Annotated in this window: 20 protein-coding genes; 14 read left to right on the top strand and 6 right to left on the bottom strand. The window is 74.1% G+C overall.

Going from position 1 to position 23,446, the window contains the following annotated elements; all coding sequences use genetic code 11:
* Nucleotides 1-115 precede the first annotated feature (115 nt).
* Both ACIQ87_RS16610 and ACIQ87_RS16615 read right to left on the bottom strand, forming a co-directional pair.
* On the bottom strand, nucleotides 116-259 hold the full coding sequence (locus tag ACIQ87_RS16610) for a hypothetical protein (protein ID WP_402406701.1): 144 nt from the start codon (nucleotides 257-259) through the stop codon (nucleotides 116-118).
* Between the two features lie 111 nt (nucleotides 260-370).
* Nucleotides 371-1,258, bottom strand: coding sequence for an alpha/beta hydrolase (locus ACIQ87_RS16615; protein ID WP_402406949.1), 888 nt, complete (start codon nucleotides 1,256-1,258; stop codon nucleotides 371-373).
* Between the two features lie 209 nt (nucleotides 1,259-1,467).
* On the opposite strand from ACIQ87_RS16615, the gene ACIQ87_RS16620 reads away from it, so the two are divergent.
* The 11 genes from ACIQ87_RS16620 to ACIQ87_RS16670 all read left to right on the top strand — a co-directional run bounded on the left by ACIQ87_RS16620 (nucleotide 1,468) and on the right by ACIQ87_RS16670 (nucleotide 15,340).
* On the top strand, nucleotides 1,468-2,145 hold the full coding sequence (locus tag ACIQ87_RS16620) for a TetR/AcrR family transcriptional regulator (RefSeq protein WP_402406704.1): 678 nt from the start codon (nucleotides 1,468-1,470) through the stop codon (nucleotides 2,143-2,145).
* Between the two features lie 369 nt (nucleotides 2,146-2,514).
* Nucleotides 2,515-3,804, top strand: coding sequence for an extracellular solute-binding protein (locus ACIQ87_RS16625; protein WP_402406706.1), 1,290 nt, complete (start codon nucleotides 2,515-2,517; stop codon nucleotides 3,802-3,804).
* Nucleotides 3,805-3,831: 27 nt separating this feature from the next.
* Nucleotides 3,832-4,782, top strand: coding sequence for a carbohydrate ABC transporter permease (locus ACIQ87_RS16630; RefSeq protein ID WP_402406709.1), 951 nt, complete (start codon nucleotides 3,832-3,834; stop codon nucleotides 4,780-4,782).
* On the top strand, nucleotides 4,779-5,618 hold the full coding sequence (locus ACIQ87_RS16635) for a carbohydrate ABC transporter permease (RefSeq protein WP_402406711.1): 840 nt from the start codon (nucleotides 4,779-4,781) through the stop codon (nucleotides 5,616-5,618). The genes ACIQ87_RS16630 and ACIQ87_RS16635 overlap by 4 nt, the downstream gene beginning before the upstream one ends.
* A gap of 439 nt (nucleotides 5,619-6,057) precedes the next feature.
* Nucleotides 6,058-7,326 (top strand): PucR family transcriptional regulator, encoded by a 1,269-nt coding sequence (locus tag ACIQ87_RS16640; protein WP_402406714.1) that lies wholly within the window; start codon nucleotides 6,058-6,060, stop codon nucleotides 7,324-7,326.
* A gap of 95 nt (nucleotides 7,327-7,421) precedes the next feature.
* Nucleotides 7,422-8,252 carry an alpha/beta fold hydrolase gene (locus ACIQ87_RS16645; RefSeq protein ID WP_402406717.1) on the top strand — a complete coding sequence of 277 codons (831 nt, stop codon included), beginning with the start codon at nucleotides 7,422-7,424 and terminating at the stop codon, nucleotides 8,250-8,252.
* A 122-nt stretch (nucleotides 8,253-8,374) separates the two neighbouring features.
* On the top strand, nucleotides 8,375-9,235 hold the full coding sequence (locus tag ACIQ87_RS16650) for a helix-turn-helix domain-containing protein (RefSeq protein WP_402406720.1): 861 nt from the start codon (nucleotides 8,375-8,377) through the stop codon (nucleotides 9,233-9,235).
* A 226-nt stretch (nucleotides 9,236-9,461) separates the two neighbouring features.
* On the top strand, nucleotides 9,462-10,490 hold the full coding sequence (locus tag ACIQ87_RS16655; RefSeq protein ID WP_402406722.1) for an alpha/beta hydrolase: 1,029 nt from the start codon (nucleotides 9,462-9,464) through the stop codon (nucleotides 10,488-10,490).
* 345 nt (nucleotides 10,491-10,835) lie between these two features.
* On the top strand, nucleotides 10,836-13,778 hold the full coding sequence (locus ACIQ87_RS16660) for an AAA family ATPase (protein ID WP_402406725.1): 2,943 nt from the start codon (nucleotides 10,836-10,838) through the stop codon (nucleotides 13,776-13,778).
* A 34-nt stretch (nucleotides 13,779-13,812) separates the two neighbouring features.
* Nucleotides 13,813-14,799 (top strand): alpha/beta hydrolase, encoded by a 987-nt coding sequence (locus ACIQ87_RS16665; RefSeq protein WP_402406728.1) that lies wholly within the window; start codon nucleotides 13,813-13,815, stop codon nucleotides 14,797-14,799.
* A 76-nt stretch (nucleotides 14,800-14,875) separates the two neighbouring features.
* A complete protein-coding gene (locus ACIQ87_RS16670) occupies nucleotides 14,876-15,340 on the top strand; it encodes a helix-turn-helix domain-containing protein (RefSeq protein ID WP_402406730.1) in 465 nt (154 codons plus the stop codon).
* A gap of 22 nt (nucleotides 15,341-15,362) precedes the next feature.
* On the opposite strand, the gene ACIQ87_RS16675 is transcribed toward ACIQ87_RS16670, so the two are convergent.
* The 3 genes from ACIQ87_RS16675 to ACIQ87_RS16685 form a co-directional block, all read right to left on the bottom strand.
* The gene (locus ACIQ87_RS16675; protein ID WP_402406733.1) at nucleotides 15,363-16,784 is read right to left on the bottom strand and encodes a PucR family transcriptional regulator; all 1,422 of its coding nucleotides are present in this window, start codon (nucleotides 16,782-16,784) and stop codon (nucleotides 15,363-15,365) included.
* A 265-nt stretch (nucleotides 16,785-17,049) separates the two neighbouring features.
* Nucleotides 17,050-18,030, bottom strand: coding sequence for a helix-turn-helix domain-containing protein (locus ACIQ87_RS16680; RefSeq protein WP_402406736.1), 981 nt, complete (start codon nucleotides 18,028-18,030; stop codon nucleotides 17,050-17,052).
* An 82-nt stretch (nucleotides 18,031-18,112) separates the two neighbouring features.
* Nucleotides 18,113-18,571 carry an SsgA family sporulation/cell division regulator gene (locus tag ACIQ87_RS16685; RefSeq protein ID WP_402406738.1) on the bottom strand — a complete coding sequence of 153 codons (459 nt, stop codon included), beginning with the start codon at nucleotides 18,569-18,571 and terminating at the stop codon, nucleotides 18,113-18,115.
* A 586-nt stretch (nucleotides 18,572-19,157) separates the two neighbouring features.
* On the opposite strand from ACIQ87_RS16685, the gene ACIQ87_RS16690 reads away from it, so the two are divergent.
* The 3 genes from ACIQ87_RS16690 to ACIQ87_RS16700 all read left to right on the top strand — a co-directional run bounded on the left by ACIQ87_RS16690 (nucleotide 19,158) and on the right by ACIQ87_RS16700 (nucleotide 22,317).
* A complete protein-coding gene (locus ACIQ87_RS16690; RefSeq protein ID WP_402406741.1) occupies nucleotides 19,158-20,408 on the top strand; it encodes a PucR family transcriptional regulator in 1,251 nt (416 codons plus the stop codon).
* A gap of 228 nt (nucleotides 20,409-20,636) precedes the next feature.
* Complete coding sequence (locus ACIQ87_RS16695) at nucleotides 20,637-21,527, top strand: helix-turn-helix domain-containing protein (protein WP_402406744.1); 891 nt, start codon at nucleotides 20,637-20,639, stop codon at nucleotides 21,525-21,527.
* Nucleotides 21,528-21,570: 43 nt separating this feature from the next.
* On the top strand, nucleotides 21,571-22,317 hold the full coding sequence (locus tag ACIQ87_RS16700; RefSeq protein WP_402406746.1) for an alpha/beta fold hydrolase: 747 nt from the start codon (nucleotides 21,571-21,573) through the stop codon (nucleotides 22,315-22,317).
* A 128-nt stretch (nucleotides 22,318-22,445) separates the two neighbouring features.
* Here ACIQ87_RS16700 and ACIQ87_RS16705 read toward each other — a convergent pair whose 3' ends face one another.
* A complete protein-coding gene (locus ACIQ87_RS16705; RefSeq protein WP_402406749.1) occupies nucleotides 22,446-23,396 on the bottom strand; it encodes a VOC family protein in 951 nt (316 codons plus the stop codon).
* Nucleotides 23,397-23,446: the final 50 nt, after the last annotated feature.

The following is a 23,446-nucleotide window of genomic DNA, read 5'->3' on the forward strand; positions in this document are numbered from 1 at the left end:
CCCCGTTCCGCTCGTCCGTCCCGTCCGTCCGTCGTCCCGCGCGGCCCGTGGCCGCGCGGTTCGGTGCCGGGCGGTGCGCGCACTCCGCGCGCACCGCCCGGCACCGGTCACCGGGTCAGCAGAGCCAGGAGGTGATCGGGCAGGACAGGCAGGTGCCGGTCCCGGTGAAGGACTTCGCGCCGGCGACGGCGCCTTCCTCCACGACGATCTCCAGGTCGAGGTCCAGGTCGAACTCGAGCTCGGCGGTGACAGTGCTCATGGTGCCCCTCCAGGGGGTGGGTGGGTGGGTTCGCCGGAAGTCCGGCGGCCGGTCCGCGCGGCTCGCGCACCGGAGCTTCGGGGGTCCACTGCCGTACGGCGGCGGACCGGGTCAGGCGGCCGTCCGCGCGGGGCCGGCCGCGGCGCGTGCGGCCAGGCAGTCCGCCAGGAAGGCGAGCGCCCGCAGGTGGTAGGGGCGGGCGGCCCAGCCGAGGCTGATGTTGTGACCGGCGTCCGGCTGACGGTCCACCAGCACCCGGGGGGCGGTGGTGAAGCGGGCGGCGAGGTCGCTCAGCGCCGGGTCGTCGTGGCGCCACCAGGCCTCGTACTCGGCGAAGGTCAGCCGGAGCGGCACCCGCACCCGCGGGGCGAGCGCGGCGAAGTCCTCGGCCCAGGCGATGGCGTCCGCCTTCTCGTGGTCGGGCATCGGGGCGACCACCTGGCCGCTGGTGCGGAAGGTGTCGGGCGGGTACAGCCGCACCGGACCCCAGTGGTGCCGCCACAGTTTGCCGCCGGGCGCGACGATGTCGCGCGGGTCGACGGCGTACTCGTGGCCGCAGCCGGAGACGTCGAGGCCGACGAGGTCGAGCCCGTCCGGGTCGGCGGCGAGGCCGAGGGCGAGCTTGCCGCCGAGCGAGTGCCCCAGCAGGAACAGGCCCGCGCCGGGGGCGTGCCGGGCGGTGAAGTCCCGCAGGGCCGCGCGGACGGTGCCGGCCTGGTCGGCGAGCCGCTGCCCGTCCGGGAACTGCCCGGCGGACCCGCGGTAGCCGGGACGGTCGACGGCGAGGACGGTGTAGCCGAGGCGTGCGCCGAGGGTCAGCAGCGACTGGTCCGGGTCGGCCTGGCCGTCGAAGTACGACGCGCTGGTGCCGCCGCCGTGCAGGGCGACGACCACGGCCCGGGCGGGGCCGTGCTCGGGCTCGCAGAGCAGCGCGGACAGGGCCGCGCCGTCGGCGTCCAGGACGATCCGGCGGACGCCGGGAGAGACGGCCGCGCTCATGACGTCGAGCAGGTGTGGGGGTGCGAGCCGATCGGCCCGGTCTCGGGACATGGCTGCTTCTCCGGTCGAGTGCGTGGGGTTGCGCCGGACTCAAAGCTTGTGGATCAACGAGCCGAATCTAACGGCCACTCAGTCAGGTTCGCAACCAACAAGTCCACAATTTTGAACCCGTGAGTCCAAGTCGAGTTCGCCGCGAGTACGATGACCGGGTGACCGAAGCACGTGCGACAGTCGAGGCCGGACGCGGGGCTCCGCGCGGCCGCATCGACAAGAGGCAGGCCATCCTGAGCGCCGCGTTCACGGTGTTCGCCCGCCGGGGCTACACCGACGCGTGCGTGCAGGAGATCGCGGCCGAGGCCGGTGTCGCCAAGCCGACCGTCTACAACCACCTGAACGACAAGGCGAACCTCTTCCGCCAGGCCGTCCTCATCGCCGCCGACGAGGCGACGGCCCGGAACCTGGCCGCCGTCGAGGGCCTGCCCCTGTCCTGCGACGACCTTCGCGACGCGCTCGTGTCCGTCGCCGGGGCCCTGCTGCTCTGCTACCGCAGCGAACAGTCCTGGGCCCTGCGCCGGCTGCTCTACTCGGAGGTCGCCCGCTTCCCCGACCTGCTGGACACCGTCCAGGGCCGGGGTGTCGACCGGGTCACCGAGGCGATGGCCGACCGGCTGGCCCGGCTGACCCTCTCCGGGCGGCTGAAGGCCACCGACCCGGTCCGCGCCGCCGAACAGTTCATGGCACTGCTCGCCGGCCCGATGGAGACCCGTTCCCGCTGCGGCACCCGGCAGGTCCCGGACGCCGAGCTGAACGTCATCGCCCGGGCCGCGGTGGACACCTTCCTCAAGGCGTTCGGCCGTGGACCCGAGGCGCCGGGGAGCGGTGCCTGAGCGGTGCCTGAGCGGTGCCTGAGCGGTGTCTGAGCGGCGCGACGCGCGGGTGAGGCGTCGGGGGCCGGCGGGCGGAGCGGTCCACGCCGCCGAGAACTGACGGTACGTCATATCCCGTTTCACCTCGCCGCGATGGCGCACGCCGTCGACCTCCGCGCCGACCTCCGTCCGCTTTGCGCCATCGTCGAGGCCGACGGCGCGGTCGGCCGTCCGTGCCCCCGAGGGGATCCGCCCACGTGCCGGCCCCCTCGATCTGACGCTCCATCAGGATTCCCGCCGCGCGGCGATGGCCGAAAGTCGGTTTGTGTAGCGTGAGTTGACAAATTCCTGGGTAGTGGCGACCGGCAGATCGGCGGATGAGGAGGGGGCATGGCGAGAGGGTTGCGCGGGATGGTCGCGATCGCGTCGGCCGTCGCGGTGCTGGCGGGCGTGGCGGGTTGCGAGAGCGGTGGAAGCGGATCGGCGAAGGGCTCACAGCGCCTCACCGTGTGGCTGACCGTCGACGCGCAGGAGAGCTGGCCGGACCTGGTGGAGTCCACCAATGCCCGGTTCGCGCAGCAGCATCCCGGGGTGTCCGTCGCGGTCGAGTACCAGCAGTGGACCACCAAGAACCTGAAGCTGGACGCCGCCCTGGCGGGCCGCGACGTGCCGGACGTCGTGGAGATGGGCAACAGCGAGGTCGTGAACTACATCGTCAACGACGCCTTCACGGCGGTCGAGCCCTCGGCCTTCGACCAGTCGGCCCAGTGGCTCGGCGCCCTCCGGGAGCCCTGCGAGTCCAACGGCCGTACCTACTGCGTGCCCTACTACGTCGGTGCCCGGGTCGGCATCTACCGCACGGACCTGTTCCAGCAGGCAGGTCTGACGAAGGCGCCCGAGAGCTACCCGGAGCTGATCGCGGACCTCGACGCGCTGAAGGCGAAGTTCGGTGCCCAGGACCACGCGTTCTCCGCGCTCTACATGCCCGGCCGCTACTGGTACGCCGCGATGGCCTTCGTGAAGGACACCGGCGGCGAGATCGCCGTCAAGACGGACGGCCACTGGCGGAGCGCCCTGTCCAGCCCCGAGTCCGTGGCCGGGCTGAAGGCCTGGAAGGGCCTGCTGGACGCCTACTACGTGGGGGACCGGTCCAAGGACAACGGCGACGAGCCGGCCGTGGTCGGCCAGGGCAAGGTCGCGGTGTTCTACGGCAACACCTGGGAGGCGGAGGCCGCCGCCGACCCGCAGTCCGGAGGGGACCCGGCGCTGCGCGGCCGGTTCGCCACCTTCCCCTTCCCCGGCCCCTCGGGCGGGCCGCTGCCACCCTTCCTGGGCGGCTCCGAACTCGCCGTCCCGGCGAAGTCGAAGAACGGGCAGCTCGCCCAGGACTGGATCCGGCTCTTCACCGACCGGACCTCCCAGCAGCGGCTGATCAAGGCCAACACCCTGCCCAACAACACCGCTCAGCTCGCCGAGGTGGACCCCGCCGGCGTCAACGGCTCCGCGGCGAAGGCCGCCACCCGGGGCTGGGTCACCCCGCCGGCCCCCGGCTGGGCGGCGGTCGAGAAGGCCAACATCCTGCAGGAGATGCTCGAGGACATCGCCACCGGCAAGCACACGGTGGAGGAGGCCGCGAAGACGGCGGACGGCAGGATCGATGCGGTCATCGACAAGAACTGAGGCGCGGCGATCCTCCGGGGGCACGCCGTGAAGAACGCCACGTCCACGCGCCGCCGCAGCGGCGGGCGCGGGCCGACCACAGGGCGCAGGGGACGCCGCGCCACCCCGTACCTGCTGATCGCGCCCATGGTCGGCACCCTCCTCCTGGTGCTCGGCTACCCGCTGGTCGACATGGTCCTGCTGTCCTTCGAGGACATGACCCGCAAGCAGCTGTTCGCCGGCACGGCCCCGCCCTGGGTCGGGCTGGACCAGTACCGCGAGGTCCTCTCCGACGGGTTCTTCTGGACCGTCGTCGCCCGCACCGTGGCGTTCGCCGTCGTCTGCGCCGGGCTGACCATGCTGTTCGGCCTGGCCTTCGCGCTGTTGCTGCGCCTGGTCTCGCCCTGGGTGCGGGTGGTGATGGTCGGGGTCCTGGTCGCGGTGTGGGCGATGCCGTTCATGGTCGCCGCGTCGGTCTTCCGCTGGCTGTCCGACGCCGACTACGGAGTGGTCAACTGGCTGCTCGGCGGCCTCACCGGTGCGGACTTCCGGGGGCACAACTGGTTCGCCGACCCGTGGCAGGGCTTCGCCGTGATCGTCGCCGTGGTGGTGTGGGGGGCGATCCCGTTCGCCGCCATCACCTTGCACGCGGCGCTCACCCAGGTCCCCGCCGAACTGGAGGAGGCCGCGCGGGTCGACGGCGCGAAGGGACTGGTGCTCTTCCGCCACGTGACGTTCCCGGTGATCAGGCCGCTGTTCACGGTGGTCGCGGCGTTGTCGGCGATCTGGGACTTCGGGGCGTTCAGCCAGATCTGGCTGATGCGCGGCGGACAGCCGGAGCGGGACTACTACCTGCTCGGGGTCTACTCCTTCATCGAGTCGTTCGCCGTCAACCGCTACAGCGCGGGAGCGGCCATCGCGCTGGTCACCGTCGTCCTGCTGCTCGGCGGGTCCGCGGTCTACCTGCGCCAGGTGCTGCGGACGGGAGAGGTCGAATGACCGGTGACAGGCGGCGGCGCCGAAGCCGCCGGATCGCGAACGCCGTCGGACTGCTCGGCGCCGCCGTCATGGCCTTCCCGGTGTACTGGATGGTCCTGACCGCGTTCCGGCCGGCCAGCCGGATCCTGCGGCTGCCGCCGACGTTCTGGCCCGGGCCGTTCACCCTGGACAACTTCCGCCGGGCGGTGGGCTCGGAGTCCTTCTGGGCCAACGTGCGGTCGAGCGTCCTGATCGGGGCGGGGACGGTGCTGGTCTCCCTGGTCATCGGCACGCTCGCGGCCTTCGCCGTCGCCCGCTTCTCCTTCGCCGGACGCAGGGCGCTGGTCCTGGCCCTGCTGTGCGTCCAGACCATCCCCCTCATCGCCCTCGTCATCCCCGTCTACCTGCTGCTCAACGACCTCGCCCTCACCGACACCCTGACCGGCGTGGTCCTCACCTACCTCGCCTTCGCCCTCCCGTTCACCGTGTGGATGCTGCGCGGGTTCATCGTCGCCATCCCCCCGGAGCTGGAGGAGGCCGCCATGGTCGACGGCTGCGGCCGCCTGGGCGCCTTCCGGCACGTCACCCTGCCCCTGCTCGCCCCCGGCCTGGTGGCCACCTCGATCTTCGCCCTGGTGCAGGCCTGGAACGAGTACGTCCTGGCGTACGTCCTGCTCTCCAGCAACGACAAGCGGACGCTCCCCATCTGGCTGGTCTCCTTCCAGACCAGCTTCGGCACGGACTACGGCGGCCTGATGGCCGGCGCGACCCTCACCGCGCTGCCGGTGGTCGTCGCCTTCCTCCTCGTCCAGCGCCGGATCGCCGCGGGCCTGGCGACGGGCGCGATCCGGGGCTGACGGCCCGCGGCGGCGCGGTGGCCGACGGCTCGGGGTGGCGGCCCGGGCGCGTTACCAGGGCCGGCCGGCCGATGTCCGGACATGCGGTGATGTGCTGGCGGTGCACCGGGATACGACACTCTGCGCACCGTTCGCGGGGTGCGCGGGCGCTCCACGGCCCCGTTCCCGTTCTGCCGGCCCGGTCCGGCGGCCGGGGGGCGGCCCGTCCGGAGGCTCACCCGGACGGGCCGCCATCGGGGGTGAACTCCACGGCCATGAAAGCCTTTTGGCTCTTCTCGGGCTCGCCCGGGGAGTCCCCGTGCGGCTCCCTCCGGGGGGTCGGCGCCGCCCCGGGTGACCGTCCGTCCCGGTCGGGTGGAGCCGGCGGATCCTCGATTTGTTGAACGTTGTCCTTCCGGTTCGCTCCTTGTATGAATGGCATGCCAGGAAGGAGTTGATCATGACGATGTGGATCCGGCGCGCCCGTGCGGGCGGCGAAGTGCTGCAGGCGCTGGTGGACGGCCTGGCCGAGGAACTGGGGCGCTCCGTCGCCCTCGACGACCCGCTGGTGCGGATGATCTGCGCCAGCCGGCACTTCGGGGACGAGGACCGGGTGCGGGTGCGCACGCTGCTGCAGGGCGTGGCGGACGACGAGGCCGTCCGCTACGTGCTGGCCCAGGGCGTCACCGAGTGGACCCGCCCGGGCGTCCTGCCGGGCCGCGACGACCTGGGGCTGCGGCCGCGCTACTGCGTCCCGATCCGCGAGCGCGGCCACCTGCTGGGCATCCTCATGGTCGTGGCGGCCGACGAACCCCTCACCGGGGCCGAGACCGAGGCCATCGAGCGGGTCGCCGGCACGGTGGCGGCCGAGATGTACGCCGAGCGCCTCGCCTCGGAGGTGGACGAGGAGCGCACCCGTCAACTCGTCGGCTGGCTGGTCGGATCGGACTCCGCGCTGCGCTGCGCGGCGCACCAGCGCCTGGTCGACGACGGACTCCTTCCGGCCGGCCCCCACGTCGTGGTGACCAGCGTGGCCGTCACCGGGCAGCGCGGGCCCTCCGGCCGGGTCGCGGTGGCGCTGCGCGGCGCGCTGGAACCGTTCCGGCACGCCCGCACGACCCACGGTCTGCTGATGATCGAGCGGGACCGGGCGGTCCTGGTGCAGGTCTTCGAGAAGGAGCCGTCGGACGCGGACCTGGACCTGCAGGGCCGCGGCATCGTCCGCTCCCTGCGGACCTACCTGGGCCCCGGAGCGGACGCCGTGGTGGGTGTGGGCGGCCGGCGGGCCGTGCTCGCCGACGCGTGGATCTCCCACGAGCAGGCTCTGGTCGCGGTGCGCGCGGCCCGGCGGCTGCCCCGGCTGGAGGGCGTCGGCGACTGGGAGCGGCTCGGGGAGTACACGATGTTCCTCCAGCTGCCCGACGGCGCGCTCAACGAGTCCCTCGTCCCCAAACAGCTGCGGCGTCTGCTGGACGACAGCGCGGGCGCCCGGCTGGAGGAGACCCTGCGCTGCTTCCTGGAGAACGCCGGCTCCGTACCCAGGACCGCGGAGGTCCTGGCACTGCACCGCACCTCGCTGTACTACCGGCTGCGCCGGATCCAGGAGATCACGGGCCTGGACCTGGACGACGGAGCGCACCGCCTGGTGCTGCACATGGGGCTCCAGCTCCTGGACCTGCTCCCGGCCCCCCGGACGGGCGGGCCCCCGGGCGGCCCCGCGCCGGCATGACAGGCCCGGGGCCGCAGCCACCGCCCCGCCCCGGCGGCCCGCCGACCCCACATCCCGAATCCACGAGCCGAGAAGAACGGACGAGAACGAGCACCATGCACGAACTGATCACGAACGACGGCGTGCGCCTGGCCTACCGCGACAGCGGCGGCGACGGCGTCCCGCTGGTGCTGCTCCACGGCTGGGGGCAGACGCAGGAGATGTTCCGCCACCAGCTCGAGGGGCTGGCGCCGGGCCGGCGCGTCGTGACGGTGGACTTCCGCGGCCACGGCCGGTCCGGCAAGCCGCGCCACGGCTACCGCATCGCGCGCCTGGCGCGTGACGTCCTCGACCTGGTCGACCACCTGGGCCTGGACCGCTTCGACGCGCTGGGCTGGTCGATGGGCGCCTCGGTGTGGTGGAGCTTCGTCGACCAGTACGGCACCGGCCGGATCCGCCGGCTCGTCCTGGTCGACCAGCCGGCCGCGGTGGCGGCGGTGCCCTGGATGACGGAGACGGAGCAGCGCGAGTGCGGCGCCATCTTCGACGTCGCCGGGCTCCTCGAACTGGGCGACGCGCTGGCCGGCCCGGACGGGGAGAAGGTCCGCGAGGACTTCGTCCGCTCCATGTTCAGCGGCGACACCGACCCGGAGCTGCTCGCCTTCGTGACCGAGCAGATCCGCTCGACCCCGGCGTACGCGGGCGTCCCGCTGCTCTTCGACCACTGCGCCCAGGACTGGCGCGACGTCCTCGACTGCATCGACGTGCCCACCCTGGTGATCGGCTGCGAGGGGAGCCACGTGGACCCGGCGTCCCAGCGCTTCATCGCCGAGCGGATCCCCGGCGCCGGCCTCCACGTGTTCCCGAAGAGCGTGGCGAGTTCGCACTTTCCGTTCCTGGAGAACCCCGGCGCGTTCAACGCCGTCGTGGAGAAGTTCCTCTCCTGATCGCCCTGATCCCCCCGATCGCCGCGCCCGTTATGAAGCGGCGCGGCGATCGTCACCAGCACCCGTACCGAACCATCGCAACCGGTCAGGAGTCTCTCGTGATCCCGTCGGGTCCCTCGCCCATGCCCGAAACCCCCGCAGGCGAAAGCCGAGTCCAGCAGCCCGTCCAGGCCGTCCGTGACGGCGGCAGCGGCTGCGTCGACGTCCTGTCCCCACCGCCGGGGGCCGACCCCGAGGACTGCCTGTACGTCCTCCTGCACGTCGGCGGCACCGCCCTGGTCCGCCGCCACGGCGTCAGCACGGTGCTGGCGCCCGGGGACCTGCTGATCGGCGCCACCCGCCACCCGGCGGTCCTGTTGCGGGACTCCGAGTGCCGGATGGTCGAGTTCCGGATCCCGTGCTTCTATCTGGGCGTGCGGCAGGCCGACGTCCGGCGCGTGGGTGGGCTGGTGGCGCGGGGGAGCGAGGGGGTCGGCTCGCTCGCCTCGCAGCTGCTGCGGACGCTGGTCGTCCAGTCCCGGGCGCACCGGGCCCGGCCGGGCAACCACCTGGCGCGCAGTGTCTGCGACATCGTGGCGGTCCTGGTGGCGGAGCTGCTGGAGCGGGAGGCGCCGGAGCAGCCGGGCGGTGCCGCCGAACTGCTGGCACGGATCCGGGCCCACATCGAGGAGAACCTCGCCGATCCGGACCTGGCGCCGGAGTCGATCGCCCGCTCGCAGCACATCTCGGTGCGCTATCTGCACAAGCTGTTCCAGCAGGACGGGACGACGGTGGGCCAGTTCGTGCGGCAGCGTCGACTGGACGCCTGCCGCCGGGAGTTGGAGCGGCCGTCGCGCCGGCAGAGCAGCGTCTCCGCGGTGGCGCACCGGTGGGGTTTCGTCAGCCACTCCCACTTCAGCCGGACGTTCCGCGACGCCTACGGGCTCTCGCCGCGTGAGTGGCAGGCCTACGCCGCCCGGGCCGACGGCCGTCATTCCTCCTGAACCCGCTCCCACCGTCCTGCCCCGACCGAACTCCCGGCATCGGCTGGACGCCCGTGCCTTCGAAGGGAAATACGTGCACGATCAGGCCACCGGGGCCGGGTCCCCGACAGTACCGTCGGGTGGCGTGTGCGAGGTGCCGGAAGGCCGGCCTTCGGGCGCGGACCGGGCCCGCACCAGGGCGGGCTTCGCGTTGCCGCGCCGATCCGACCAGGCCAGGAGCGATGAGTTGTCCGATCCCACCCCGCTGCCCGACCGCCGTCCGGTGCTCGACCGGGCGTTCCAGGAGTTCCTGGACGACCGGGCCGGCCGGTCCGCGACCGGGCTGCCGGACCTCTCCTTCCTCACCCCCGACGGCGTACCGGACGGCGGATCCGGCGAGGCACCGGCCGGCGACGGGTACGAGGACGAGGACGAGGACGAGGAGGACCCCAGCGGCGTCACCTCGGAGTGGCTCGCCCTGCCCTGCGGGCCGGCCGGGCGGGTGCGCGTCCAGGTGACCAGACCCCTCGACACCGCCCGGCCCAGTCCGGTGGTGCTGTTCCTGCCCGGCGTCGGCTGGTCGCTCGGTGATGCCGACTGCTATGCCCGGCTGGTGCGGGAGTTCGCGCTGGGTACGGATGCGGCGGTGGTGTATGTGGACTACGCCAGGGTGCCGCAGGCGCGGTACCCGGTGGCGGTGGAGCAGTGTTACGCGGTGGCCCGGTGGATCCATGAGCATGGGCATGAGATCGGGTTGGTGGGGGAGCGGATCGCCGTCGTCGGGGATTCCGCGGGGGCGAACCTGGTGGCGGCTTTGACGCTGCTGGCCCGGGAGCGTGGTGAACTCCCGCTGGTCCATCAGGTGTTGCTCTGTCCGGTGACCGACACGGACTTCGACACGCCCTCTTATCGCCGGTTCGCCACCGGTTACTTCCTGCACCGTGAGCACATGCGCCGGTTCTGGGACGACTACCTGCCCGAGCGGGACCGGCGGATGGAGGTGACGGCCGCGCCGTTGCGGGCGTCGCTGGAGCAGCTCGCCGGGTTGCCGCCGGCGCTGGTGGTCACCGCGGAGGCCGATGTGTTGCGGGACGAGGGGGAGGCCTACGCGGCCAGGCTCCGGGCGGCCGGGGTCCCGGTGGTGGCCACGCGCTACCAGGGGGTGATGCACGGCTTCCTGCTCGTCGGCGGTCTCCATCCCACGGGCACCACCCGGGCCGCGCTGATCCAGGTCGTCGACACCGTGCACATGGCGCTGCACCGCCGGGCCTGGTGAGGCCGGGCGACGTGCCCCAGGTGGTCCGTCGCCTCCGACACCGCCGCGGTGGCGCCCGTCGACCGGTGACCCCCGCCACCGGACCCTCGGGCACGGCGGCGGGGGCGGAACTCGGGCCTGTTTTCGAACCCGAGGCCCGGAGGCCACGATCCGCGACACGGTCACCCTAGGGAGCCGCCACCGCCGGTACTTGCGCCTCAGTGCACAGCTCCTGCTCCGGTAGGGCCTGTCCCGGGGAAACGGAGAGCGGGGCCGGTGCGGTACGAGGACGGGCCCGGCCCCGAGCGAGATCGACAATGTGGAGAGGTGCCGCGGTGGTCGCGGCGGGCAGTGTGGAGTGCGACGATGACGATCATGGACACGGTCCGGGACGAACCGGAGGACCACGGGGCGCGACCGGCCTCCGCCCACGGCACCGGCACGCTGTTCGGGCGTGGCGCCGAACTGGAGCGACTGCGTCGCCATGTCCGGCGGGAGCCCGGGACCTCGGGGGCTCTGGTGCTCGTCGGCTCGGAGGGCATCGGGAAGTCGCGGCTCCTGCGGACGGCCTGTGAGCAGGCGGCCGGAGCCGGAGCGGTGGTGCTGACGGCTCAGGGCTGGGCCCCGGAGAGCGGGGTTCCGTACGGGCTGCTCCGCCACCTGCTCGCCCCGTTGACGGACCGGGTGCCGGCGCTGGGCGGGCCTCATCGACAGGCCCTGCGCGCCGCGCTCGCCATCGGGCCCGATGCCACGGCGCCGTCCGTGCCGTCCGCGCAGTCCGCGCCGTCCGCGCCGTCCGCGCCCTTCGCGCCGTCCGCGGCGGACGTGGCGGCCGGCACCGCGGCGCTGCTGGAGCGGTCGGGCGGCCCCGGCCACGGCTGCGCCCCGGGCCTGGTCCTCATCGCGGTCGACGACGCCCACGCCTGCGACCGCCCCACCCTGGAGCTGCTGGGGTCGCTCGTCCGCCGCGCGGAGGGGAGCCGGGTGTCGCTCCTGCTCGCCTCGCGCGACGACGAGGCCCTGCTGGACCTGCCCGCCGACGTCGAGCTGCTGCACGTCGCGCCGCTGTCGCCGCGCTTCTCCGCCGCCCTGCTGGACTCGGTGCCCGGCGCCCCCGTCGGGCGCACCCGCCTGGAGGTGCTGGAGGGGGCCGAGGGCAATCCGTCCGCCCTGCTGGAGCTGTGCCGTCGACGGGCTTCCGCCGATCCGGCCCTGGCCCGTGAGCGCACCCCTCGCCTGCGGAACCTCCGGACCAGGTTCGACACCCTGATCGCTCCGCTGCCCGCCCGGACGCGCACGGCCCTCCTCTACGCCGCCGTGGCTCTGCCCGGCGACGACGCGGCTGCCGTGATGGCCGCACTGGACACCTCGGACCTGGGAATCTGGACCCCCGCCGAGGAGGCCGGGATCGTCGCCCTGATCGACGGTCACATCGTCTTCCGGCACCCGCTGGCCAGGGTCGCCGCGTCCGCCGGGCAGTCCGCCGCGGTGCTGACCCGTGCCCACCGGGACCTCGCCGAACGGGCCGGCGGGCGGCCGCTCGACCGGGCGCGGCACCTGGTGGCCGCCGCGGTGGTCCCGGACGCCTCGCTCACCGAGGACCTGCGGGCGGCGGCCAGGCACTCGGCGGACGACTTCACGCTCGCCCGGGCCCTGGAGGACGCCGCCCGGTTCAGCACCAGCGCGGGCGAGCGGGCCCGGTTCCTCGCCGGGGCCCTGGACGCGGCCGTCGCCGTCGGGGACCTGGACTGGGTCCGCAGCCTCCACGCGCGCTTCCTGAGCGTCAACAGCGACCCCCGGCTCACCCGGGAGGCCGACCTGGCCGTGGCGACCGCCCTGTCCCACTCCTCCCGGCAGAAGGAGGCGTTCGCCCTCCTGCTGGACAGCGCGGACCGGCACCCTTCGGCCGGTGCCGCCATCGACGCGAGGTCGGTGACGCTGGCGTCGGCGATCGCCGAGCAGTCCGGCCTGCCGGAGCACCGCGCCCGGCTCTCGGAGCTGGTCGCCGGCCTCCGCGACGCCGGCCTCCGCGACGCCAGCCTCCGGGAGTCCGGCCTCCGCGACGCCGGGCCGGGCCCGGAGGGTGCCCGTGCGTCCGGGCCCGGCCCGACCGGCGTGCTCGCGGGCTTCGTGCGGGGCACGGAGACCCGGCCCAGGAGCGCGTCGCGAGCCGTCGAAGGCCCCGACGCCCTCATGGGCAGCGGCCCGCTGGACGGACGGGACCAGCTGACCAGGCGCCTCGCCATCGCCTCGGTCGGCTACCTCTCCGACGAGCCGGGCGTCACCCTGGAGCACTACCGCGCCGCCGACACCTACCTGCGCGGGCGGCGGGCCTTCGGCCTGCGGGCCTGGCACCTGGCCCCGCTGCTGGACACCCTCCTGGCGACCGGCCAGTGGTCGGAGGTGTCCGCCCGGGTGGAGGAGGCGACGGACCAGGCGGCGGTGCTGCGCCTGACCCGCCCCCAGGCCGACCTGGCGGCCTTCGACCTGTCCCTGCGCGCACTGCGCGGGACCGCCCCCGCGAACCTGATCACCTGGCCGGAGGTCCCGTTCGACGGGTACGAGAACGCCGCCACCCGGGCCCGGCTGGTGCGGGCCGTCGCCCTGGTCGCGATGTCCCACACGGAGTGGGCCGACGCCTACCGCTGGCTCCGGAGGCTGTTCGCCGAGGACGGCACTCCGGTGCACCCGTTCCTCTCCTCGCGCTGCGTCGCGGAACTCGCGCTGGCCGCCCAGCGGGCCGGCACCAGCGAGGACGCGGCGGAGGTCCTGGCGCGGGTGCGGTCGGTGCACGGGGAGCGGCCGACGGTCCGGATGACGCTCCTGCTGCACCACGCCACGGCCCTGCTGGACCCCGGCCCCGACCCCGAGCACCACTTCCGCCTCGCGCTGGTGAACGCCGAGGGCGAGCAGTGGCCGGTCGAGCGGGCGCAGGCCCGGTTCAGCTACGCGATCTGGCTGCGCCGCGCCAGGCGCCCCTCCGAGGCCCGGCAGCAACTCGTCGCGGCGCTGGACACCGCCGACGTCCTCGGGTTCCAGCCCTTCGCCGCCGCGATCCGCCAGGAGCTGCGCGCCAGCGGCGTGGCGAACAACGCCGACTCGGCCGTCGAATCCGCCGCCTCCCTGGACGGGTTGACCGCCCAGCAGCAGCAGATCGTCCGCCTGGCCGCGCAGGGCCTGTCGAACCGTGAGATCGGTGAACAGCTCTTCGTGTCGCCCCGCACGGTGGGCTCGCACCTGTACAACGTCTATCCCAAACTCGGCGTCAGCAGCCGGCACCAGCTCCGCGACCTGCTGCAGAGCCGGTAGACCGTCGACCCCGATCGCGTGGAGACGAGCCGTCGTGGAGCATGACGCCCGGCCCGGGCAGGGCCCGGTCCCGCCTTCCCCGGTCACCCTGGACCCGGTCGTGGCACGGCTGGTCGCGGCTTCGGCCACGCCGCCCGGGCTCGACGACCTCGGCCCGGACACCGGGCGCCAGGCCCTGCGGGAGGTCCAGGGCGACCTGGTCGAGGACTGCGAGGTCGAGACCCGGTTCCGGGTGGCGCCGGTGGGGCCCCGCGGGCTCGTCGGATTCTGGACCTTCCGCCCGATCGGTGCCGAGGGCCCGCTGCCCACCCTGCTCTACGTCCACGGAGGGCGCTGGATGCTCGGCGACGCCCACACCCACGCGCGCCTGATCACCGACCTCGTCAAGGCGGCCGGTGCGGTGGCCGTCGTCCCCGAGTACAGCCGGACACCCGAGGCCCGCTACCCCGTGGCGCTGGAGGAGTGCTACGCCCTGCTCGGCTGGATCGCCGCGCACGCGCGGTCGCTGGGAGTCGCGCCGGACCGCATCGCGGTGGCCGGCGACTGCGCCGGCGCCACCCTCGCCATCGGCGTCACCATGCTCGCCAAGACCCGGGGCGGCCCCTCCATCCGGGCGCAGCTCCTCTACTACCCGCTCGTCGACCCCGTCTGCGACACCGAGTCGCAGCACCGCTTCGGGTCCGGCTACCTGCTCGGCCGGGAGGCCCTGCGGCGGTACTGGCGGGAGTACCTCGGCCCGTCCGGGAACCGGGAACAGCCGACCGCCAGCCCGCTGTCCGCCGACCCCGCCCTGCTCGCCGGGCTGCCGCCGGCCCTGGTCGTCACCGCCGAGGCGGACGTCAGCCGGGACGAGGCCGAGGAGTACGCGGCCCGGCTGCGCGCGGCCGGAGTCCGGGCGTCGGCCGTACGGTTCCTCGGCACCGTGCACGACTTCGTGTCGCTGAACGCGCTGCGTGACAGCCCGCCCTCCCGCGCGGCGCTGCGGCAGGGCGGCGGCTTCCTGCGGGCGCACCTGGCCTGAGCGGGGCCGGCGCCGCCCGCGCGGACCAGTCACCTGACTCATGCGCCCGGCCCCGCGGCACCGGCATGCTGGCACCATGGCAGCTCGAATCCCCCCACACACGGAGGACGGCGGTCGCTCCGCGGCCCCGGCACCGTACGCCCGCCTGCTGACAGCCCGGCCGGCGGACGGGCTGCCCGGCGTGAACGACGCCGTGCTGTTCCGCGTGCGGCAGTTCGTACGCCGGCACCTGTCCGACCCCGGGCTCAGCCCCGAGGGCATCGCCCGGGCCCAGGGCATCTCCGCGCGGCACCTGCACCGGCTCTTCGAGGGCGAAGGCCGGACGCTGTGCCAGTGGATCCGGGAACAGCGCCTGGAGGGGTGCCGCCGGGCGCTGCTCGCGGCCCCGGCGGACTCGCTCAGCGTCGGGCTCATCGCCCGGAGGTGGGGTTTCACGAGCCCCGGGCAGCTGAGCCGCGCCTTCCGCGGTGCCTACGGCCTGTCACCGACGGACTGGCTGGCGAACGAGCGTGCCCGCCGAGCGGCGGGGGAGAGGCCGTGACCCGCCCTGCCGGTCCCAGGTCCTAGGCGGCCTCGCCCCGGACGCGTTCGGCCCGATCGCGTCGGGCGTACGTCCGCTGCGGCGGGACCCGCCGTCCCGGGCGGGCCTTCGTGCCGCGCAGGCCCCGCGGATCGGCGCCTGGCGTCCGGTCGACGGGAGCGTCGCCCGCTGCGGCGGACTGCTGTCGGCGCCCGGCGTCGTCGCCCGACGTGCCGAGGGACAGCAGGAGTTCGCGGATGCGCAGGCCCAGGTGCAGGGTGATGCGGTCCGCCCCGTTGTCCAGGTCGAGCCCGGTGATCTCCTGGATCTGTCGCAGCCGGTAGTACAGCGAGGTGCGGTGGATCCGGAGCGCCTCGGCGGTCCTGGGGACCGATCCGGCCTGGTCGAGGAAGCACCGCAGGGTCGTCTCCAGCCGCTGTCCGCAGCCGGACTCGAGCAGGGCGCGCAGCGGTTTCGGGAGCAGTGACTCGTTCAGGGCGTGGTCCGGCAGTTGCAGGATCACGGCGAACTCACCGAGGTCCTCCCAGGAGCCGATGCCCTTCAGCTCCGGCAGCCGGCGCGCCGCGCGCACCGCGACGAGCGCCTGCTCGTAGGAGGCCCGCGCGTCGGCGAGGCCCTCCTGCCGGCCGCCGATGCCGATGACGGGAGCGGTCGAGGCGGCGGGATCCGTGCCCAGGGCCGCCATGATGCGGGCGGACTGCTCCCGGAGCACCTCCTGGTCCAACGGCCGATCGGAGAGCTGGAGCAGGACGGCCCGGTTCGGGGTGACCGCGAAGGCGCCGTGCGCCGACCGGGTGCGGCGCAGCCCCTCCAGCGCCCCGCGCAGTGCGGTCGCCACCCGTCCCGCAGGCACCCGGGAGCAGCCCAGCTGCACGACGCTGACCACCGCGTGGGGCGCGTCCGGGAGCAGCCCGCCGTCCAGGAGCCGCATCCGGGACTCGGCCCGGGTGGCGGGGCTCGGGTCCAGCAGGGACAGCAGGAGGCGCTGCTCCCCGCTCCGCTCGGCGCGGGCCAGGACGCGGTCCGCGTACAGCCGGCCGGCGATGGCGGGCGTCGCCCGGGCGATGGCCTCGACCGCCTCCGGCGGCAGCGAAGCGCCCGGCGCGATGACCGTCAACAGGCCGAGGAAGTGGCCGCGTTCACGCAGCGGCACGCAGTAGCGGGGAAGCAGCCCCGACTCCTCGAGGCCCTCGGTGAAACCCGGCCCGGACCACTGGGCGACGCCCTGGTCGAGGACGTGGCGGACGACTTCGCCGCTCGCCCGCCCGTGCAGGAGGCTGTGGACGCGTGCCGGGTCCGCGTCGTCGAAGTGCCGGCTGGAGCGGATGCGCCCGATCGAGGAGTCGGCCAGGGCCACGGACCGACGGAGCTCCCCCGCGAGTTCGTCGATCAGGTCCTGAAGCGCGGCACTGTCGGTGGGGGTTCGCCGCCACTGTTCGGTCATGGGCAGTCCTCATCGGTGCTCGTCTCTCCGCGACGAGGGACCGGCCGGCCCGGGGCCGGGGGACATGTCTTCCCGCCCTGGCTCCGGACCCGGTTTTCGCCGGTTCCGTACGTCCTGGAGAAACGCTGACACCGCCGCGATGCCCCACTGTGCACGGCTCTTGTCCGTGGCTGCGGGGAATGCCGGGCCGTCGTGCGTCCGGTGCGGAACCGCCCCGGAGCGATCGCGGTGAGGGCTGCGCGTCAGGCCACCGGAAGCCGCCGACTCACTCGAAGCCGCCCACCGGGACGGCGCCACCGAGCCGCCGGTACTCGCTCGGGGACACCCCGCAGGCCGCCTGGAAGCGGCGGCTGAAGTGGCTGGGGCTGCTGAACCCGCACCGGGCGGAGACCGCGGCGATGGTCAGCCGGTCGTAGCGCGGGGAGGCGAGCATGCGTCGCGCCTTCCCGAGCCGCTCCGCGATGACCCACTGCTCCAGGCTGATCCCCGCCCCGCTGAGCAGGGCGTAGAGACGGCGGACGGAGACGGCGTGCTCCGCCGCGATGCGCTCCGGCGTCAGGTGACGGTCGGCCAGGTGGGAGCGCACGTAGGCCGTGATCCGGGTGACCAGCGTCTCGTCCATCGTCGACCTGACCTCGACGGCCTCCTCGGCGTGCGCCGCCGACAGGAGCAGGGCGCGGACGAGTTCCGTCGTGGCGGACGCCAGGGCCTCCGAGCCGGCGTCGGCCTCCAGCCGGCCGGGGTCGCTCCACACACCCCGCAGGTGCTGCAGCACCAGGCCGTGGAGCGGGCTGGCGCGCAACCGTTGGGAGGCCCTCACCACGGTGTCCACCGGCACGCCGAGGCGGTTCATGTCGAACATGACGACCTGGGACGCGCCGTCGCCGGACCAGCCGTACACGCGGGGCGACAACTCGTGGAAGACGCAGATGTCGTCGGAGCCCAGGAGCGTCTGCCGGCCCGCGACCTCGGCCCGGTGGACACCCAGGGGCTGGATCGAGACCGAGACGATGGGGTGCTCCCGGTGGTGGCGTACGTGCCGGTCCGTCCGCCGTACCCGGAAGCCCGAGTTCCGGGTGGAGAAGAGGTCCAGTCCGCCGACGCGCCACATCTCCATGCGCGCGTGGATACCGGTCGCCGGCTCCTCGTGGGCGACGTCGTTGGGCACCTGCGAATCGGTCAACGCGTGGTGGAACGCGTCCACGCGCTCACGAGGCGACACCGTGTCGAGGTCGAGCAGCAGCACGCACCCTCCCGGGGAGAAGACTGTCGGGAATTCCGCGGCAGCGGGGGCGGCCTTCTGACGCGGCCGGCCCGCCGCCGCGGCGTCAGGCGGCGAGGCCGTCGAGTTCGGCGGCCCAGTCGATCAGGCCGGCCTCGGAGCCCTGGGGCACCAGGGTGAAGCAGTCCCGGCGGAGCCAGCGGCGGATCTGGCGGGAGGGCAGGTCGATGAGGACGACGTTGTCGCAGCCGCGGAGCATGATGCGCAGGGAGGCGCGGCCGTGGCAGGTGCAGGGCGGCCAGATGCGGACGTCGCCGAGGCCGGCGGGTCTCTGCAGGCCCTCCCAGAGGAGGTCGCGGGAGAAGCGCCAGGTGCCCGCTTCCGCCGCGGGGCCGAGGAACTCGAGGGCGACGGCGAGCGGGTCGTCCCTGCGGTAGCCGAGGCGCACCGGGACGTCGACGGACTCGTGCTCGCCGAGGGCCAGCCGGGCGTCGAGGGTGATGTCGGTGCTGGTGGCGGCGTCCGGGCCGGGCTGGGGGCTGGGCAGCGGCTGGTGCGTGGGCACGAGGGTCTCCTGGGCGGTGTCGGGGTGGGGCCGGCGCGAGGCCGAGAGGGGCCGTCCGGGGCCGGTGTGGGGCCGGCGGGTGCGGTGTCCGATCGGGACGGGGCACACCGGACGATCGGGGCGTCGGCGCCGGGGACGGCGCGACGCTCCTGCCTCGAGCCCTGGGAGCTGCCGAGGAGCAGGGGGAGGCGGTACCGGTCCTCAGGTTAGGGGGCGGCGGCGGGCGTGGATGTTCCGCCCGTGCACCGCGGGGTGACGATCCGCGCACCTTTCGCGCGGTGGACGGGGCCGGGCGCGGGCTCCCCGCCATCATGCCCACTCCGTACGACAGTTGTGGGACGGCGCGGCCGGTGGCCGCAGCGGCGGTCGCCGTCCGATCCCGCGTCGGCTCAACTCGGCTGTGCGGCAAGCAAGTTCACTGGCGGCGGTCGTGCTCCGACCTCGCGCGCGGAGGCTCCTCCAGGCGCGGAAGCGGCCCGGGGGGAGAGGCCGTCCGGCCCGCGGGGAGCCGCCGTTTCCTCGTTTTGTCGAATGGTTGTCCCTCCCGTTCCGCTCCTTGTATGAATGCGCCGGGAGGCAACTGACCATGACGACGTGGACCCGGCGCGCACGCTCGGGAGGCGAAGTGCTGCAGGCGCTGGTGGACGGCCTGGCCGAGGAACTGGGGCGCTCCGTCGCCCTCGACGACCCGCTGGTGCGGATGATCTGCACCAGCCGGCACTTCGGGGACGAGGACCGGGTGCGGGTGCGCACGCTGCTGCAGGGCATCGCGGACGAGGAGGCCATCCGCTACGTGCTGGCCCAGGGCGTCACCGAGTGGACCCGCCCGGGCGTCCTGCCGGGCCGCGACGACCTGGGGCTGCGGCCGCGCTACTGCGTCCCGATCCGTGAGCGCGGCCACCTACTGGGCATCCTGATGATCGTGGCGGCGGGGGAGCCCCTCACCGGGGCCGAGACCGAGGCCATCGACCGGGTCGCCCGGGCCGTGGCGGTCGAGATGTACGCCGAGCGCCTCGCCTCGGACGACGACGAGGAGCACACCCGCGGGCTGGTGGGCGGGCTGGTCGGATCGGACTCGGCGCTGCGCTGCGCGGCGCACCAGCGCCTGGTCGACGACGGACTCCTTCCGGCCGGCCCCCATGTCGTGGTGACCAGCGTGGCCGTCACCGGGCAGCGCGGGCCCTCCGGCCGGGTCGCGGTGGCGCTGCGCGGCGCCCTGGAGCCGTTCCGGCAGACCCGCGCCGCCCGCGGGCTGCCGGCGGTCGAACAGGACCGGGCGGTCCTGGTGCAGGTCTTCGACCGGGAGCCGACGGAGGAGGACCTGGAACAGCAGAGCCGTGCCGTCGTCCGCTCCCTGACGACCTTCCTGGGCCCGGGGCCGTCTGTGGCGGTGGGTGTCGGCGGACGCCGGACGGCGCTCGCCGACGCCTGGATCTCCCACGACCAGGCCCGGGTCGCGGTGCGCGCGGCCCGTCGACTGCCCCGGCTGGAGGGCGTCGGCGACTGGGAGCGGCTCGGGGAGTACGCCGTGTTCCTCCAGCTGCCCGACAGCGCGCTCGACGAGTCCCTCCTGCCGAATCCGCTGCGGCGTCTGCTGGACGACAGCGCCGGCGCCCGGCTGGAGGAGACCCTGCGCTGCTTCCTGGAGAACGCCGGCTCCGTACCCAGGACCGCGGAGGTGCTGGAACTGCACCGCACCTCGCTGTACTACCGGCTGCGCCGGATCCAGGAGATCACGGGCCTGGACCTGGACGACGGCGCGCACCGCCTGGTGCTGCACATGGGGCTCCAGCTCCTGGACCTGCTCCAGTCCGCCCCGGAGGCTGCCGGCCGGTAGCCGCCGGCCGGGGTGGGCCGTTGCTACAGAGCGATGAAGCTTCGTCGGGCAATCCCTACGTCGGTCGGTGGTCAACGGGTCCGGTGCGCGGCCAGAATCGTCACCACGAGCTGCCGCTCATTCCCCGGCCGCCGTGCCCCTCACCGTGCGGCGCGGCGAGCCCCAGCACCCGTACTGAACCCTCGCAACCGGTCGGAGCCTCCCGTGATCCCGTCGGGTCCCTCGCCCATGCCCGAAACCCCCGCAGGCGAAAGCCCCACGCCCGAAAGCCCCACACCCGAAAGCCGGGCCCAGCAGTTCGTCCAGGCCGCCCTCGACAGCGGCGGCGACTGCGTCGACGTCCTGTCCCCGCCGCCGGGGGCCGATCCCGAGGACTGCCTGTACGTCCTCCTGCATGTGCGGGGCGCGGCCACCGTACGGCGCCACGGCGTCAGCACGGTGCTCGCGCCCGGGGACCTGCTGATCGGCACCGCCGTGCACCCGGTGGGTCTGCTGCAGGACGCGCAGAGCCTGATGGTGCGTTTCCGTGTCCCGTGCTTCTATCTGGGCGTGCGGCAGGCCGATGTCCGGCGCGTGGGTGGGCTGGTGGCGCGGGGGAGCGAGGGGGTCGGCTCGCTCGCCTCGCAGCTGCTGCGGACGCTGGTCGTCCAGTCCCGGGCGCACCGGGCCCGGCCGGGCAACCACCTGGCGCGCAGTGTCTGTGACATCGTGGCGGTCCTGGTGGCGGAGCTGCTGGAGCGGGAGGCGCCGGAGCAGCCGGGCGGTGCCGCCGAACTGCTGGCACGGATCCGGGCCCACATCGAGGAGAACCTCGCGGATCCGGACCTGGCGCCGGAGTCGATCGCCCGCTCGCAGCACATCTCGGTGCGCTATCTGCACAAGCTGTTCCAGCAGGACGGGACGACGGTGGGCCAGTTCGTGCGGCAGCGTCGACTGGACGCCTGTCGCCGGGAGTTGGAGCGGCCGTTGCGCCGGCAGAGCAGTGTCTCCGCGGTGGCGCACCGGTGGGGTTTCGTCAGCCACTCCCACTTCAGCCGGACGTTCCGCGACGCCTACGGGGTCTCGCCGCGTGAGTGGCAGGCCTACGCCCAGAACGAAAGTCGCACTCCGGCCTCCTGACCCCCTGCGCCACGACTCCTCCGCCACCCGCCGAAAGGCCGCCATGCCCTCCACCCGGCCCACCGTCGTGCTCGTCCACGGCGGCTGCTCCGACGCCACCACCTGGTTCGGCGTCGTCGCCGAACTCCACTGCCGCGCACTGACGGTGCTCGCCGTCGCGAACCCGCTGCGGGGCCTCGCCCATGACGCCGCCTACCTGGCCGACGTCGTCGCGGGCATCGACGGTCCCGTCGTCCTGGTCGGCCACTCCTACGGGGGCGCCGTGATCACCGAGGCCGGGGCCGCCCCCAACGTCCTCGCGCTGGTCTACGTGGCCGCCTACCTCCCCGACGTGGGGGAGAGCCACGAAACGCTCGCCGGCCGCTTCGCCCCCGCGCCGCTGATCCCCCGGCTGCGGCGCACCGGGTTCACCAGCGGCGGCACCGAGCGGGCGACGGAGCTCTCCGTGCCCGCGGACTGCTTCCGGCCGCTGGTCGCCGCCGACCTCGACGCGGAGGTGGCGCAGGTGCTGGCCGCGATCCAACGCCCCGTCGCCGAGCGGGTGGTGACCGACGCGCCGACGGTGGCGGCCTGGCGCGCGAAGCCCTCGTGGGCCCTGGTGACGGGCGCCGACCAGGCGCTCGCGCCGGCCGTCCAGCGCTTCACGGCCGAACGCGCCGGCGCCACCGTCCTCGAACTGCCCGACGCCTCCCACGCCGTGGCGGTCTCCCGGCCGAGCGCGGTCGCGGAGTTCATCCACGAGGCGGCCGGGTCGGCTTCCGTACGGCCGGCGGCGGCCTCCCCGCGGTAGCGGTAGCGGCGGCGGCGGCGGTTCGCGGAGCCGGATGTGCCGATGCGTCGATGCGCCGATGCGCCTGTGCCGACGGGCGGCCGGGCGACGAGGTGCCCGGCCGCCCGTCGGTGAGCGCGTCCTGCCGGTCAGCGCTCGGTGTGGATCTCCGCGACGTAGCCACCGGGGAACCGCACCATCGCGCTGTCCCGGCCGCCCGCGTGGACCGGTCCGGACAGCACCGTGGCGCCGGCGGCCCTCGCCTTGTCCAGGGTGGCGCCGAGGTCCGACACCCCGTAGCCGGTCAGCTCCTTGCCGAACGGGTAGGGCAGGTGGCCGTCGGTCACCGCGACCGTGGTGGTGCCGAAGCCGGAGGTGAGCCGGATGAGCCGGTACGTCGTGCCGGGCAGACCGAGGGCGGCGCCGTCGGCCTTCCGGTCGTCGGAGACGATCCGGCCCTGGGTGAAGGCGAGATAGCTGTGCAGGAAGTCGCCGACGGCGTCCGGCGACAGGTAGAGCCGGTTCTCCGGCACGCTGGCCAGCGGCGGGTACGACGTCGGGCCGGTGTGCACGTAGAGCTGGGCGCTGATCCCGCCGGGGAACTGGACGACGGCGTCCCGGCCGATCGGGTCGGCGAACGGCGCCACGGTGACGGTCGCGCCGTCGGCGCGGGCGGCCTTGACCGCCTGGTCGAGGTCGGTCACCAGCCAGCCGGTGCGCTCCGTGCCGAAGGGGTACGGGATGGGCGTGGTGTAGTCGAACACCGACAGCGTGCCGACCGGGGAGACCACCAGCTCGGACAGCGTCCGGCTCGGCGCCGGGGTCACCTGGGTGGAGACCGGTCCGATCGTGGTGCCGCCGAAGGTGGACGTCCAGCTGGTCACGAAGGCCTGCTCGGTGCCGGGCTCGACGTAGACGTGGGTGGTGTCGTACTGCGGGCCGACGGCGAACTGGCGGTGCTGCCCGCCCGACGCGCTCGCCGCGGTGCTCTGGGACGTGCTCTGGGGCGCGCCCTGGGCCGCCGAGACGGCGGGGGCGGCCGTGACGGCGGCGAGCGCCGCCACCAGCGGAACGATGCGGCGGGCCGAACGAAGCTTCACGGGAAACCTCCTGTCGTGGAGCGCGCCCGGTGCCCGTTCGAACGGACACC

The organism is Kitasatospora sp. NPDC096204 (genome assembly GCF_044763205.1).
Classification (GTDB): Bacteria; Actinomycetota; Actinomycetes; order Streptomycetales; family Streptomycetaceae; genus Kitasatospora.